Origin of the sequence: Flavobacterium sp. UMI-01 (genome assembly GCF_019656315.1) — a bacterium.
Lineage (GTDB): Bacteria > Bacteroidota > Bacteroidia > Flavobacteriales > Flavobacteriaceae > Flavobacterium.
In genome coordinates this window covers 25,919-41,436 of record NZ_BPLU01000008.1, presented here as the reverse complement: position 1 = coordinate 41,436, position 15,518 = coordinate 25,919, and the positions used below count along the sequence as shown (strand labels likewise).

Genomic DNA, 15,518 nt, shown 5'->3' with positions numbered 1-15,518 from the left:
TTTGCCATTGTATTTTAGAATTTTATTTATTTGATAACAATGCTTTTAGCTTTTCATTTCGCAACCAAATACTGCCCCAAACAATGATTCCAAAAATCACAGGAAATAAAATGTTAAATAGTGGGTCTCGATGGATAACATGTGTTGCCACCGCACCACTAAGCCAGCCAGTAATGAGGATAGCACCAAAGATTACAGTTCTTGGGATGGCATATAAAATAACGGCAATAAGTTGCACAATGCCCAAATAGAGCATCGCTTCTTTAGGGTACCCCATTTCTATTCCGCCTTTTATGGCTTCTTCATTTTGTGAAAGATTCATAAAGACTCCCATTAAGAACATTAGGACTATAATTCCTTGTAGAATGTAGGATGTCCATACAATTGCTTTCGATGTTTTTTTTGTTTCCATAGTTATTTTAGTTTTATAATGATTTGTAATGGTTTTTTAACTTTTTAATTTGAGTCACGATAAAACTATTCATTTGTATCGTTTCCTTGGGTTAAGAAATTATTTATCAATGGAATGATAACAAAGTCAGTTTCTTTATAATTTGGTTTTAATGTGGTAATTTCTCCCATATATGTACCGTGACCCCCTGGAACAATTGCTAATTCAGAATTTGGAATAAGCCTTTGCATTTCGATGGCGTGTTCAGGAGTAACAATATCTTTGTCTCCAATAACGATTAAAGTAGGTGCTTTGATGGATTTTATTTGCTCCTCAGAAATGTTTGTAAAAGTTTGCATTCTTTGTACATCTCTTTTATACATTTGATGAAGCGCTAGGGTATCTGGGTTTATTTTTAAAAATTCGTCTTTGTACATTTGCGGCATACCTTCAAATGAGGGGGTATTCATCATATCCCAAAACCAATCGGGAGCCCCAGATTTTTTATAAAAAGTAGAAGCTACAATAATTTTATGGGTCATTTCTGGATGTCGAATGGCAAACTGAAGCGTTGTACTTGCTCCGTTACTGAAACCAAAAATGGATGCTTTTTTAATATTAAGTTGCCGAAGTAATGAGGCAATATCATCGGCATCTTGCTCAAATGAGAGTGGCGTATCTCGGTCAGCCGTATGTCCGTGTGCTTGCATCTCGACAGCAATTACTTTATTCTTTTTTGCCAGTATAGCTAAAATTCTTCCAAAAGTTGTTTGAATTGTAGAACCACCACCGTGAATTAAAACCAATGGATTGCCTTGTCCGTGAACTTCATAGTACATTTTTAGCCCATTTACTTCTATATAATTTGAGGAATTATTTTCAGTTGCTTTCATTTGATTTCTTTCAATTTTATTTTTTGTGGGATTGCACGAGAGTAGCATAAGTGCTAATAATACTGAGTAAAAGCTTGTCTTTTTCATTCTAATTATTTTGATGGAGAAGCAATTGCATTTTATCTAACATTTGTAACCAACTAGGATAGGCTCCTGTTTTTATTGCTAGTTCTTGAGAAACCGTTTGATGCAATTCCATTCTTGTTTTAGTATTTTCTTTTTCGAAAGTAATGGTAACAAGTGTTTCTCCGGGCCAATCAGGATCCATTCCAATTTTGGTTGGGTCAATCGGATTACCATTTTCATCTGCGTTAATCATTGTAAATACAATTTTCGAATTTGGTACCACTTCTTTGTATTCACCAATACACCAACAATCGCCATATTCAGGATTAGAAATGCACGAATGGAACTTACCACCCGTTTCAACTTCAATATGTTTGAAATGAATGGTACAACCATTAGGCGCATACCATTTCATTAATAATTCAGTATCGGTCCAAGCTTTCCAAACCATATCTATTGGAGCATCGAATATCCTAATTATTTTTACTTCTTGATTTTTTGATAGCTCCATAGTTCTAAAAAATTTTAAATGATATTCTTAAAATTAAACATCCAATTGATACCGTACTTGTCCGAACATTCTCCAAAAAAAGAACCAAAAAACATATCCTGTAAAGGCATTGTTATGTTTCCACCTTCTGAAAGTGCATCAAATAGTCGTTGGGTTTCCTCTCTTGATTCAGGTTCAAGACAAATGTGCATATTATTCCCACTATTCAATGTAAAGCCCATTTCCTTTGGCGCATCGGTTGCCATTAAAATATGTCCTCCTAAAATAGGCAATTCAACATGGAGAATCATCTTCTTGATTTCGTCTGCAATGGGTGGATGACCTTGTTCAGCAGGTATGTCACCAAAACGTTGCATTCCTTTGCCGCTAAATTCGGTTTTGAAAACCGATTTATAAAATAGGAAAGCCTCTTCTGTATTTCCTGGGAAATTAAGATAGCTTACTACTCTAGGGGTATTATTGGTTTTTAATTCATTTCGTAATTTGAATTTTTGTTCAATATAAGCATCAAGATTTTCAAGAGAAGCAGTAAATCCTTCTTTAAAGCCCATTTCGATTATTTTTTGAATATCTTCAACCTTTTCAAATGAAATTTCAATATTTACTTGGGTTTTATCTTCTAAGAATTCAAATTGGTTGTACCAATGCATACTAGGATGCTCAGTACTTGGAACTCCATTTTCATCACAAAAAGCATCTTTTAGGCTAAAATTTTGATGGTGATTTATTTTTAAATAATCTACACGACACCAATGTCTGTCACCTTCTGGGCTTAACATATAATATAGACAATGCCCTCCCTCGCTAAAATCCATCGATTTAACTATTGCTTTATAGGGTTTTGGTGCCCACCATTGCTCCATTAAATCGGCTTCTGTCCAAGCTTTCCATACGAACTCTAAAGGTGCCTTGAAGGAACGTTTTACGTATAGTTTTTTGTTATCTAAATCTTGGGTAAAATCGGTTAGGTTTTTCATATTTATTACTTTAGAGTTGATAGATAGGTAGCTAATTTTTCTACATTTTGTTTTAAACCTTCATCTGCTTTGTGGGCTTTTACTACCGCTTCAAACATTTCTTCTGTTTCAAATAACATCGTCCAATCCATTTGGGTTTCTTCTCCCTTAGATTCAAATAAAACAGTAGTAATGAAATTTGGATTAAAGTGTTCAAAAACAATTTTTTTGAATGGGATGATTTCTTTATAAATGCTCTTATTCGGATAGTTCGTTCCATCAGGACCGTGCATAGTGAGTATCCATTCACCACCTACCTCAACATTCATATTGCGAATAGTAGTAGAAAATCCGTTGGGTCCCCACCAATTTGCAATAAGTTCTGGTTCTGTCCAAGCTTTCCAGACGAGTTCTATTGGAGCTTTAAAAATTCTAATAATGTTTAATTGTCTGTTTTCTGTATTCATTATAATACTTGTTGATTGATTACTTTTCGTCTTTTGATTCCGTTTGCATTTTCAGAAGCAATTGGTCTAATTGATCAAAACGATCTTCCCATAATTTCTTGAATGGAGCTAACCAATCAGCTACTTCTTTCATTTTTTCAGGGTTAAAATGATAGTAAATTTCTCTACCTGATTGCACTTGATTCAAAAGTTCGCATTCGGTTAGTATCTGAATGTGTTTTGAAATAGCCTGCCTACTCGAATCAAAATTAGCCGCTATCGCGTTCGGCGTCATGGCTTGTACTGCAATCAATCCTAAAATTGCTCTTCTCGTGGGGTCGGCTATTGCCTGAAATACATCTCTTCTCATCATCATTTATTTTTACGCAATTGAATAGTTGCAAATATATACGCAATTAATCAGTTGCGCAAATTATTTTATCTCTTTTTTTTATAAAAAGAATAAAATAACCGAAACTATACCTTTCTTTTACAATCACTTAAACTCATTTCATAATAGTTTGTGACCAAGAAAAAAAGAAAAATGAAATACAAATAAGATAAATCAAACCAAGCTTATCTCGAAGGCAATCGGCTAGATCGACAGACTAAAAATCTAAGAGATGGAATATCATGCAACCACACATTTGCAAATTATTATCATTTCTAATATTATAAAAATTTGCTTGACCTGTTCGAGCAAAACTCTCGGTTCAATGATAAAAAATTGCGTAAGTATCTGAATTTGAAGAAAAATAAAGTTGAATAGATTTCTATAGCGGAATTTTGGTTTAAGATCAATAAATAAAAAAAATAGTAGTAACCAATGCTCCTATAGCATTTCTTATCCTCTAAAATCGGGATTTGTTAAAAAAATCTATTATTGAATACGAATTGGTTTTTTGGAATTTATTTTTACCACACTATATGGATAGGTGATTTCTTGTACAACTATATCCGTTGGTTTAGGTTGAACCTCTTTAATTTTAATAATTATAGAATCCTTCTTTTGGAAGACCTCCTCTACTCCTATTTTATAACCTCCAGTGGGATGCTCTCCCATATTTAAAATGACAAAATTGGCATTCTCAATATCTTCACTAACTATTTTCTTTTTTAAAAAAGCATCATGGAGTAACATTTTGATTTCGTTGGGTTCTGTCAAAATTTCATAAAATCGAATATTAGCACCTCCTGTTTCTTGTTGGGTCAACACTTGGTATAACGGCTGGTTCTTTGGATTCTTTACTGCGGTTGAGCCACAAGAAATGATAACGAATGACAAGAATAGAAAAACTACTTTTTTCATTTGATAATTTTTAATTGGAATCCGAGGAATGTTTGGCTTTTTTAGCGTATTTTTTTAAAGCTTCTTCATACAAATTCACATAAAGAGGAAGTATGTTTTTTATATCAAATTTTTTAGCAACCTCTAATGCATTTTTCTTGAATTGAGCCAACACAAGGTCGTCACTTAATATAGAAACAGCATTTTTAGCCATTGCATCAATTTCGCCTACATTACTCAAATATCCCGAAACACCATCAAAATTCACCTCAGGTAATCCACCTGAATTACTGGAAATTACTGGTACTCCCCAAGCCATTGCTTCTAAGGCAGCTAAACCAAAACTTTCTGTTTCAGAAGGAAGTAAAAACAAATCCGAATAGCTCAAAATTTTATCTATCTCGTGACTGTTTCCAAAGAAAATAACCTTATCTAGGATACCTAGTTCTTGACACAAAAACTCCGCTTTTTCTTTTTCAGGACCATCTCCTACCATCATTAATTTAGCTGGAATTTCTTGTTGTATTTTATAAAAAATCCTAATAATATCTGGAATGCGTTTTACCTTTCTAAAATTACTTATATGAGTAATAATTTTTTCTCCTTTATCAGCCATAACCGAACGACGGCAAGGAATATGAGGATCAGTAATATTTTTATCCAATTCTATAAAATTAGGAATCACATGAATATCGCGTTTGATATTCAATAATCGATAAGTATCCTCCTTTAAACTTTGTGAAACAGAAGTCACCACATCAGATTTATTGATACTAAAACTTACTGCAGGTTTATAATAAGGATGATTCCCTACTAATGTGATATCCGTACCATGTAAAGTGGTCACCATCGGAATATGAATCCCTTCGTCTTTTAACATTTGCCTAGCCATATATCCTGCATACGCATGAGGAATGGCATAATGAACATGTAAAATTTCGATTTTATACAATTTTACCATATCCACAAGTTTACTTGACAAAGCTAATTCATAGGGCTGGTAATGAAACAAAGGATATTCAGGCACATTGACTTCGTGATAGTGAACATTAGGATTTAACAAAGCCAAACGAACGGGTTGACTATAGGTAATAAAATGCACTTCGTGCCCCATTCTCCCTAATTCTAATCCTAACTCAGTAGCAACAACACCACTCCCCCCAAAGGTTGGATAACAAACAATTGCAATTCTCATTTATTGATTTTATTATAGCCCGCAAATTAGTTAAAAATGCTACAATAAAGCGTAAAATAAAGTTAAAACTAAATTTTGTTTTGAATTTGAAAAAAATGGTCAAAGCTTACCAAAGAACGCTTTGAGATGTATTTCAGGCAATTATTTAATTATTTTATTGAAAAAAAGGTGCATTATAAAAACAAACCCATTTGATTTGTACTAAATTAAGTATTATTGTAAATAAGTTTGTATAAGTTTGTAAAACCAAATAAAAAGCATCATGACCCAAGAAGAGTTATTAGTTTTAATTTACAAAAAAGACGACAAAGCTTTCACTTATCTATACGATATGTACTCCAAAAGTTTGTTTTCAGTTATCAATGTTCTGGTCAAAAACACAGAAGAAGCCGAAGATGTGCTCCAAGAAGTATTTGTTAAAATATGGAAAAACATGGATTCTTACAATGAAAGCAAAGGACGTTTTTACACTTGGATTCTCAATATTGCCCGAAATACCTCAATAGACAGACTACGTTCTAAAAACTTTAACAACAGCCAAAAAAACCTTTCGTCCGATAATTTCGTACATCTATTAGATGACAATACCAAACTCACTAACAAGGTAGATACGATTGGACTTCAAGAATTTGTAAAAAGGTTAAAACCAAAATGTATCCAAATAATAGATTTGCTTTTCTTTAAAGGATACACCCAACAAGAAGCTGCTGATGAATTAGAAATTCCTCTTGGAACTGTAAAAACCAACAATAGGAATTGTATAAATGATTTAAGAACCTATTTGAAAGTATAATGGAAAATAAAGAATATATCAACTCAGGCATATTAGAACTTTACGTTTACGGCTTACTCAGTGAGGCTGAAAACGAAGAAATTGCCAATAAGGCCAAAAACGACCCCGAATTACTAGCTGAAATTGTAGCCATTGAGAAAACAGTTGTAGCTTTATCCTCTAGTTTCTCTCCTTTTAATTCTATCCGTAATTATGAGAAAATTAAAAGCAAACTAGGATTAAATCCTGAAGCTAAAGTAATTGAAATGGAACCAAAGCGTAACCTTTCTTCTTACTTAGGCTGGGCAGCTGCAATACTATTATTAGTAGGTATTGGATACCAATACACTCAACTCACAACGGCAACTAATCAAGTGGCAACAACAGAAGCTGAAAAAAGTAAAATAGAAAAAGAACTCAATACGCTTACTCTAGAAAACAAAGCAATAGAATCTAGCTTAGCCTTTATCCGAGACAACAACACTAAAGTGGTAGCGCTTGGAGGCCAAGCAGTGGCTCCTGAATCTTTTGCTAAAATTTATTGGAACAAAGACTCTCAAAAAGTTTATGTAGATGCCACAGGATTACCAGAACCACCAAAAGGCATGGTGTATCAAGTATGGTCATTAAAACTAAGTCCGCTTACTCCTACAAGTATTGGATTGTTGGATAATTTTGCGGCTAACAGCCAACGTTTATTTAGTGTTGATGGAACAGCTGATGCAGAAGCCTTTGGAATTACTTTGGAACCCGCAGGAGGAAGTTTGACGCCTACAATGGAACAATTATATACCTTAGGAAAAGTTTAAAATACTATAAATTACCACTGAAAAGGAACATCTATTACTTATAGTTGTTCCTTTTCTTTATTTTAGAATAGGAATAACCCAATCTTCAATCAAAAACAAACACTTATTTTAAAAAAAATCTACTCTTTTAGTAAAAAAACCAAATTAATGTTAAAATTAAAAAACTATAACAAAAATTTAGTCCTTAATATTAAGTGACTTCTATATTTTTATAATACTTTTGTCCGCTTAACATAATAACTAATTTAATTGTAATGAAAAAAATATTTTTTTTACTATCTGCTTCTCTTTTATTATTTTCTTGTAACAAAGACAAGTACACCGTTTCTGGAAGTATTGAAGGAATTGAAAATGGAAAAACAATCATCCTTGAAACACAAGATGAAAGTGGTATGGGATTAAAGTCTGTTGATACAGCTAAAGTTGAAAATGGTAAATTTGTATTTGAAGGAAAAGCATTAGAGCCTTCTTTCCACACTTTACAAATCGAAGGTATTCAAGGTAAAGTTCCTTTTATATTAGAAAATGGAGATATTAAAATCGTTATTAACAAAGATAGTATCCAAAACGCAAAAGTTTCTGGAACTTACAATAACGAGGAATATGTTAAATTCAATGAAGAAATCAAAGGAATCCAAAAGAAATTAATGGATTTCCAAACTCAGAATATGGGGAAAATGAATACTGCACAACAAGCTAAAGATACTGCGGTAATCAATAGCTTAATGCAACAATTTTCTAAAATTCAAGAAGAAGTAGGTAATGCTTCTAAAGCAAAATACATCGGATATGCTGAAACACATCCAAAATCATTAATTAGTGCTTTAATCATCCAAGGAATGCTTAATGACCCTACTGCTGATGTTAAAAAAGCAGAAGCTATCTATAATAGTTTTGAAGAGTCCTTAAAAAATACTAAACCAGGAAAAGCTATCAAAACAAGATTAGGCGAAATTAAAAACCCTGCTGTAGGTACAGCTCCACAAGCTGGTGGTGCTGAAGCTAAATGAAGAACAGATTTTTCTGGACCTAACCCTGAAGGAAAAATAATTTCACTCAAGGAAAATCTAGGAAAAGTAACTGTTGTTGATTTTTGGGCTTCGTGGTGTGGACCTTGTAGGCAAGAAAATCCAAATGTAGTAGCTATTTACAACGAACTACATTCCAAAGGTCTTAACATTGTTGGTGTGTCCTTAGATAAGGACAAAGCCAAATGGAAAGAAGCCATTGCTAAAGACAAATTAACATGGGTGCATGTTTCTAATTTAAAATTTTGGGACGAACCCATCGCAAGACAATATCAGGTAGAAGCTATTCCAGCGACATTTATTCTTGATGCATCAGGAACTATTGTTGCCAGAGATTTAAGAGGAGATGCTCTAAGAGCTAAAATCATTGAACTTTTAAATAAAAAATAGCCTACTTAATACGTTTATAAAAAAATCTCCTTTGGGAGATTTTTTTATTTTATTCAATACCAACCGTTTAAAAAAAATACTGAAAATATCCGAAAAAATAAGGGGAAATAAGTTTGTACAAACCAAAACTGTTCTTATATTTGCAACCGCTTAGAACAACAAGCAACAACACATTGGTCATGGGGAGATACTCAAGCGGCCAACGAGGGCAGACTGTAAATCTGCTGTGAAAACTTCGCAGGTTCGAATCCTGCTCTCCCCACAAAAAACGCTGCAAAAATTTGTAGCGTTTTTTTTACCCCATTAATAAAGGATAATAATGACGCTTTTAAAAAACTAATCAAATCAAAGTACGACAAATCAAAAAACATTGTTTTTTAAAACAAAAAAGGATTCAGAAAAAATCCAAATCCTTTTTAAACTTCAATCAATTTTTACAGTTTGTTTATATAACTGCCATAAATATCTCTAAACTGATATCCTGTTGCGATACGGTCTTTACTTAGTTTTCTGTTTTCAACCATCGCCCACAGTACAAATTCTTTCATAAAAAGTTGCTCTTCTTTCGGTACTTTATTTTGAAACTTTTGAATCAAAACTTCAAGCGGTTCGATACCATTGAGGATAGTTTGGTATTCCGCATCCGTACATTCGTCTAGCAATTCAAAACCATTTTCTGCAAAAAACCATTCAACCAAGTCGGTATAGGTATTTTTCTCATTGGGTTTTTCGAGTTTTTCAATTTTTGGAAAATAGTCAGGAAACAAATTGCGAATGGCAGCTCCCAACAGATGTTGCGCTACAAATGCCGCTCCCTCCTGCTCACCTTCATAAACCAATTCTATCTTTCCTGTAATAGCAGGAATCACCCCCATAAAATCAGACAAACGAACCACCGTTTTGTCTTCTCCATTCAGTAAACACCTACGTTCGGCGGTACTCAATAAATTTTCATAAGCCGTAATACTCATTCGGGCACTTACCCCACTTTTATAATCAACATATTCACTAACTCTTGCTTCGAAACTAATTTGTTCCAACAAATCCTTTGCCAGCGACGGAACATACACCCTTTCCTCCTGCTCCTTATCCAATCTAGCCTCTTGCTCTGTAATCGTTCGGGCAATAGCAACGGTTTCTGGATAATGTGTTAGAATCTGTGAACCAATACGGTCTTTCAACGGTGTTACAATGCTTCCTCTATTGGTATAATCCTCAGGATTGGCCGTAAAAACAAATTGGATATCAAGAGGCAAACGCAATTTAAACCCTCGAATCTGAATATCCCCTTCTTGTAAAATATTGAACAAAGCCACCTGAATGCGCGCTTGCAAATCAGGCAATTCGTTAATCACAAAAATACAGCGATTGGCCCGCGGAATCATCCCAAAATGAATCACTCTATCATCAGCATAAGACAACCTCAAATTAGCCGCTTTAATCGGGTCCACATCTCCTATCAGGTCGGCAACGGTGACATCTGGAGTTGCTAATTTCTCCGAAAAGCGCTCCTTGCGATGCAACCATGAAATAGGGGTTTCATCACCCTGTTCCTTGATAATATCCTGAGCAAACCTCGATATCGGACAAAAAGGGTCGTCATTAATCTCCGAACCACTCACATAGGGAATATATTCATCGAGCAACTCCACCATCTTGCGTGCCAATCTGGTTTTCGCCTGCCCTCTCAAACCCAATAAATTGATGTTGTGTCGAGATAATATAGCGCGTTCCAACTCCGGAATCACGGTGTTTTCAAATCCATGAACGCCCTCAAAAACAGGTTTTCCCGCTTTTTTTCTCTCAATTAAGTTGGCCCTCAATTCGTCCTTAATCGATTTGGATTGGTATCCCGAAGCCTTGAGCTCTCCTAAAGTTTTTATGTTTTGTATGTTCATTTTATCTTTATTTCTATCTATTTTTTTTCTTAATCCTTCACTCTAAACCATAAACTATAAACGCTTAACAATCAACTAAAATTTGACATCTTATAATTACTGAATACTAAAAAAAACTGACCACTGACCACTAGCTACTGACGACTAATCAACTACCTCACCCGCTTCTTCCTATTCGTTTCATAATCCTCAAAAATCATTTCGCCCAGCCCTTTTAAGCCCGTATAAAAAGCCTTCCCTTGATTGGCCTCCGTAAATTTATTGACAAACTTCTGCAAATAAGGGTCACTGGCAATCATGAAAGTCGTAATAGGAATATGCAATTTTCTAGCTTGTTGCGCTTGAGTATAGCATTTATCTACAATATATTCATCAAGACCGTTACTGTTCATGTAGTAACTCCCGTCACGTTCTCTCACACAACTAGGCTTGCCATCGGTAATCATAAATATCTGTTTGTTGGTATTGCGTTTTCTGCGAAGCATATCCATCGCTAATTGCAATCCTGCAACCGTATTGGTATGATAAGGCCCCACTTTCAAATAAGGCAAATCCTTAATCGCAATAGGCCAAGCGTCATTTCCAAAAACCAATATATCTAAAGTATCTTTTGGATAACGGGTTGTAATAAGCTCTGCCAGAGCCATTGCCACTTTTTTAGCAGGCGTAATTCTGTCCTCACCATACAATATCATACTGTGACTAATGTCAATCATCAGTACAGTACTCATTTGAGATTTATGCAAGGTATCTTCAACAACCAAATCATTTTCAGTCAATCTAAAATCACCTATCCCATGATTGATTTGCGCATTGCGTAAACTCTCCGTAAGCGAAATCCGTTCAAGACTATCCCCAAAATAAAACTCCCGAAACTCCCCCGTATGCTCATCCCCAATACCTGAGTGTTTGGTTTTATGATTCCCCGAGCCCGAGCGTTTCAGGTTTCCAAAAATTTGGTCCAATGCCTGTTGGCGAATCGCACGCTCCGTTTTAGCTGTAATACCTAAACCTCCACTACCATCATCACGCAACTCTTCCTTGATGTAGCCTTTTTTCTTTAAATCTTCAATAAAATCATCAATGGTATACTTTTCGTCCGTGAGTTGATATTCCTTGTCTAATTCGCGTAACCAACTGATAGCTTCGTCAAAATCCCCAGAGGTATGCGTAATCAACTCTTTGAAAATCTGAAAAAGTTTCTCAAACGGACTCTGTTCTGGTGCCGTGTATTGCTTAAAATAAAACCCTTTTTTAACTTCATTTTTCATAATTTTAAAATTACGGCTTTTTTAAAGTATAGCTCCCCCAAACGTTTATTAATTTTAAGTTAAAATCCTGTTTTTAAGCTGTCCGGGCAGGCTATCCACTACAAGTCCGCAGGCATCAGGCTATAAAATACAACCCCAAAAAGGAGCTTCTTGCAGTCGCTCTTTTGGAGTTTATTTTATTCGCCTTCCCCCTTTGCGGGCTTTTCGTTCCTATCCTTGACAGAAAAGACCAAACTGCAAACCAAAACGTCATTCGGCTCCATTTTACGTTCCTTCGTACCAATTTGTTTTGTATTTTTGACACAAAATTAAACCATCAAAAAAGCAATGAATAGTTATTTCCTGCATAACGGAATTGAAAGTAGTGGTCCATTTACCCTAGAAGAATTAAAATCTAAAAATATCAAACCCAACACCCCCGTATGGTGTCAGGGAATGCCGGATTGGAAAACAGCTGCCGAAGTCGAAGAACTCAAAAGCCTGCTGGTTCCTATTCCGCCACCTATCAAAACTGTTGTAACGCCTGTTGTTACAAGCCCAGCTCCTGTCACAGCAACAACTCCAGTTGAAAATATAGAAACCCATGCAGTTAGTTCTCCTAAAAAGAAGAAACGTATTTTTGGCTTAAAAAGAAGTGTTTTTTACTTTATTTGTTTTTTTGGAATTCTGATTATTGCTAGTTTTTTCTTGAGTGTTTACCAACAAAACCGACGAGAAAAATTGGAACTACTGAACAAACAAACCGAAAAAAACAACATTCAATTCCGCTTGCAACAAAAAGAAATTGAAGAACAAAAAATACAATTGGCTATCCAAGAAAAAATTGAAGCCGACCGAATTTTAAAAGAGAAAAAAGAAAACATCCAAAACAAAATATTCAATAACAAGGAACTCTTAATTGTAGCCAACACCAATTTTGAAGAAGCCAAAAAACAACTGGCAGAAGCTTCTAATTTTCAATTTTTAAGATCGGCTGCTGAACGCGAAGAGGAAATCAATGAGGCTAATAAACAAATAGCACATTGGAAAAATGAAATGGAAAAAATTGAAGACGAAAACCATCGTCTATCATTAGAATTGGAACGACTCCATTAACACCCAATAGAAGCAAAAATAAGGTCTTAGCGCCTAATAAACGAAAAAAAATGAAGGTTTGTATAGCGGAGAAACCCAGTGTAGCACGTGAAATCGCTTCTGTTTTAGGTGCAAACACTAAGCACGACGGTTATTTTGAAGGGAATGGTTATGTAGTTACCTATACATTTGGGCATTTATGCACCTTAAAAGAACCCAATGATTACAAACCTCATTGGAAAAGCTGGGATCTGAACAACCTGCCAATGCTGCCTGAAAAATTCGAAACTAAGGTAGTGCCCAACGCAGGAATTCAAAAACAATTCAACATCATAAAAAGTTTGTTCGACAAAGCGGATGTCGTTATCAACTGCGGGGATGCTGGACAAGAAGGAGAACTTATTCAACGCTGGGTCATGAATGAAGCCAATTATAAGGGCGAAGTGCAACGACTCTGGATATCCTCGCTTACCACTGAAGCCATCAAAGAAGGTTTTGAAAATCTAAAACCTTCAACTCATTTTGACAATTTATACCACGCTGGCTTTTCAAGAGCTATTGGAGACTGGCTCTTGGGCATGAATGCCACCCGTTTATATACCGTAAAATATGGCGGATATAAGCAAGTGTTGTCTATAGGTCGCGTACAAACCCCTACACTTGCCATGGTCGTGGACCGATTTAAAGAAATCGAAAATTTCAAACCACAACCCTACTGGGAATTGCAAACCCTGTATAGAGCAACACTTTTTAGTTACGAAGAAGGTCGATTTTTAAACAAAGAAGATGGGGAACGATTAGCCAATCAAGTCAAAGAAAGCGAATTTAAAATTATTTCTTCCGATAAAAAAAACGGAAACGAATATGCTCCAAAATTATTTGACCTAACAGGTTTACAAGTTTATTGCAATACAAAATTTGGGTTTTCAGCTGAAGAAACCTTAAAAATTGCCCAAACATTGTACGAACAAAAAGTCATCACCTATCCTAGAGTGGACACGACGTTTTTGCCTAGTGATATTTATCCAAAAGTACCTGAAATTCTTCAAAAACTAACCAATTATAGCGTCTTAACAGAACCTTTATTGGGCAAAAAAATAAAAAAATCGGCCAAGGTATTTAATGATAAAAAAGTAACAGACCACCACGCCATTATTCCTACTGGTATTCAAAACAATTTACCCTATAACCAACAACAAGTTTATGACATCATCACCAAACGCTTCATCGCAGTATTTTACGAGGATTGTTTGGTTGCCAACACCACCGTAATTGGAAAAGCTGCTACAGTTACTTTTAAAACTACCGGAAAAGTCATTTTGAAAAAAGGTTGGCGTGTGGTTTTTGAAACCGTTTCAGAAAACAACTCAGAGACCAAAGAGAAAGAATCCGACGTGTTGCCTAATTTTCAAATTGGAGAAAAAGGACCGCACGAACCTTCATTTTTAGAAAAGGAAACCAAACCACCGCACCAATTTACCGAAGCAACTTTACTACGTGCCATGGAAACAGCAGGAAAACAAGTAGACGACGAAGACCTGCGTGAAATTATGAAAGAGAATGGTATAGGACGTCCGTCAACTCGAGCCAATATCATCGAAACCCTTTTCAAAAGACAATATATTGTACGAAACAAAAAACAAGTTCTTCCAACACCTACTGGCATCCAATTGATTGCCACCATCCAAAATGATTTAATCAAATCAGCCGAATTAACAGGGACTTGGGAAAAACAATTAAAAGACATAGAAAAAGGCGAATATTCAGCTGCAGCATTTATCAAAAACATGAAACAAATGGTAGATGATTTGGTATATGAAGTACGGAGTGAAGCTGTTCATGCTAGCATATCACATGTGGTACAAGTTGCCCAACAAGCAGAAAAAACAGAACAAAAAAAGAACGCAGGTATTACTGCAATTTCCTGTCCTAAATGTAAAAAAAGCAATCTTCTTAAAGGAAAAAAAGCTTATGGCTGTGGCAATTACCTATCAGGTTGCGACTTTGTATTGCCATTTGTTTATGCCGAGAAAAAAATTTCTGAAAACCAATACCTACGTTTATTACAAAAAGGTGCTACTGTCAATTTAAAAGATTTTAAAACACCCTCTGGTACCACCACCGAAGGTGTACTGAAATTAGACGAAAATTTCAAACTAGAATTAATCCAAAAAACACCTGCAACGTCCCCTCTCGCAAACTCAAAAGAAAGCACTACCGAAAACACCAGTGAACTCATGCCTTGCCCAAAATGTCAAAAAGGCCACCTCCTTAAAGGAAAAACCGCTTATGGATGTAGCAATTATAAATCAAATTGTAATTTTAAAGTCCTTTTTGAGGTGGTAAGAGAAAAGTTGAACCATCAAAAACCGACCAAAGCACTAGTGTACGCCATTTTAACGGAAGGATTTTAAATAGTCCTTCTTAAATACTATCTTCTTCTTCACTGTCCAATTATACATCAAAAAAATTGCCTACCTAAATACCTCCAAAAAAGTTCTTGAATTAGTCTTTTTATAGTTTGCAAAGT

General features: G+C 35.1%; 15 protein-coding genes, 1 tRNA gene and 1 pseudogene. 7 read left to right on the top strand and 10 right to left on the bottom strand.

All coding sequences use genetic code 11. The features are described 5' to 3' along the window. Positions 1-22: 22 nt before the first annotated feature. The 8 genes from K5R64_RS04495 to bshA form a co-directional block, all read right to left on the bottom strand. Complete coding sequence (locus K5R64_RS04495) at positions 23-412, bottom strand: DoxX family protein (RefSeq protein ID WP_220761351.1); 390 nt, start codon at positions 410-412, stop codon at positions 23-25. A gap of 65 nt (positions 413-477) precedes the next feature. Beyond that, entirely contained in the window at positions 478-1,371 is an 894-nt protein-coding gene (locus K5R64_RS04490) for an alpha/beta fold hydrolase (protein WP_220761349.1), read from the bottom strand. 1 nt (position 1,372) lies between these two features. After that, positions 1,373-1,861: an SRPBCC domain-containing protein gene (locus K5R64_RS04485; protein ID WP_220761347.1), complete on the bottom strand. Its 489-nt coding sequence runs from the start codon at positions 1,859-1,861 to the stop codon at positions 1,373-1,375. 14 nt (positions 1,862-1,875) lie between these two features. Continuing rightward, on the bottom strand, positions 1,876-2,838 hold the full coding sequence (locus K5R64_RS04480; RefSeq protein WP_220761345.1) for an SRPBCC domain-containing protein: 963 nt from the start codon (positions 2,836-2,838) through the stop codon (positions 1,876-1,878). 5 nt (positions 2,839-2,843) lie between these two features. Beyond that, complete coding sequence (locus K5R64_RS04475; protein WP_220761343.1) at positions 2,844-3,284, bottom strand: SRPBCC domain-containing protein; 441 nt, start codon at positions 3,282-3,284, stop codon at positions 2,844-2,846. 19 nt (positions 3,285-3,303) lie between these two features. Continuing rightward, complete coding sequence (locus K5R64_RS04470; RefSeq protein ID WP_220761341.1) at positions 3,304-3,639, bottom strand: helix-turn-helix transcriptional regulator; 336 nt, start codon at positions 3,637-3,639, stop codon at positions 3,304-3,306. Positions 3,640-4,143: 504 nt separating this feature from the next. Continuing rightward, positions 4,144-4,572, bottom strand: a complete 429-nt coding sequence (locus tag K5R64_RS04465) for a protease complex subunit PrcB family protein (protein ID WP_220761339.1) — start codon at positions 4,570-4,572, stop codon at positions 4,144-4,146. Positions 4,573-4,582: 10 nt separating this feature from the next. Next, complete coding sequence (gene bshA / locus K5R64_RS04460) at positions 4,583-5,746, bottom strand: N-acetyl-alpha-D-glucosaminyl L-malate synthase BshA (protein WP_220761337.1); 1,164 nt, start codon at positions 5,744-5,746, stop codon at positions 4,583-4,585. 262 nt (positions 5,747-6,008) lie between these two features. Between bshA and K5R64_RS04455 the strand changes: the two genes are divergently transcribed. From K5R64_RS04455 to K5R64_RS04435, 5 genes and pseudogenes are all read left to right on the top strand, one after another. Then, a complete protein-coding gene (locus tag K5R64_RS04455) occupies positions 6,009-6,539 on the top strand; it encodes an RNA polymerase sigma factor (protein ID WP_220761335.1) in 531 nt (176 codons plus the stop codon). Beyond that, a complete protein-coding gene (locus tag K5R64_RS04450) occupies positions 6,539-7,327 on the top strand; it encodes an anti-sigma factor domain-containing protein (RefSeq protein ID WP_220761333.1) in 789 nt (262 codons plus the stop codon). The genes K5R64_RS04455 and K5R64_RS04450 overlap by 1 nt, the downstream gene beginning before the upstream one ends. 254 nt (positions 7,328-7,581) lie before the next feature. Beyond that, the gene (locus K5R64_RS04445; protein WP_220761331.1) at positions 7,582-8,337 is read left to right on the top strand and encodes a DUF4369 domain-containing protein; all 756 of its coding nucleotides are present in this window, start codon (positions 7,582-7,584) and stop codon (positions 8,335-8,337) included. Positions 8,338-8,355: 18 nt separating this feature from the next. Beyond that, positions 8,356-8,745: pseudogene (locus tag K5R64_RS04440) on the top strand (TlpA family protein disulfide reductase); the annotation flags it as partial. A gap of 181 nt (positions 8,746-8,926) precedes the next feature. Further along, positions 8,927-9,007: transfer RNA gene (locus tag K5R64_RS04435), tRNA-Tyr, on the top strand. 172 nt (positions 9,008-9,179) lie between these two features. Here the strand turns inward: K5R64_RS04435 and K5R64_RS04430 are convergent. Continuing rightward, on the bottom strand, positions 9,180-10,643 hold the full coding sequence (locus K5R64_RS04430; RefSeq protein ID WP_220761329.1) for a magnesium chelatase: 1,464 nt from the start codon (positions 10,641-10,643) through the stop codon (positions 9,180-9,182). A 152-nt stretch (positions 10,644-10,795) separates the two neighbouring features. Continuing rightward, positions 10,796-11,914: a VWA domain-containing protein gene (locus tag K5R64_RS04425; protein ID WP_220761323.1), complete on the bottom strand. Its 1,119-nt coding sequence runs from the start codon at positions 11,912-11,914 to the stop codon at positions 10,796-10,798. A 327-nt stretch (positions 11,915-12,241) separates the two neighbouring features. Between K5R64_RS04425 and K5R64_RS04420 the strand changes: the two genes are divergently transcribed. Both K5R64_RS04420 and K5R64_RS04415 read left to right on the top strand, forming a co-directional pair. Next, a complete protein-coding gene (locus tag K5R64_RS04420) occupies positions 12,242-13,009 on the top strand; it encodes a DUF4339 domain-containing protein (protein ID WP_220761321.1) in 768 nt (255 codons plus the stop codon). Positions 13,010-13,059: 50 nt separating this feature from the next. Continuing rightward, positions 13,060-15,402, top strand: a complete 2,343-nt coding sequence (locus K5R64_RS04415; RefSeq protein WP_220761319.1) for a type IA DNA topoisomerase — start codon at positions 13,060-13,062, stop codon at positions 15,400-15,402. The last annotated feature ends 116 nt before the right edge of the window (positions 15,403-15,518 follow it).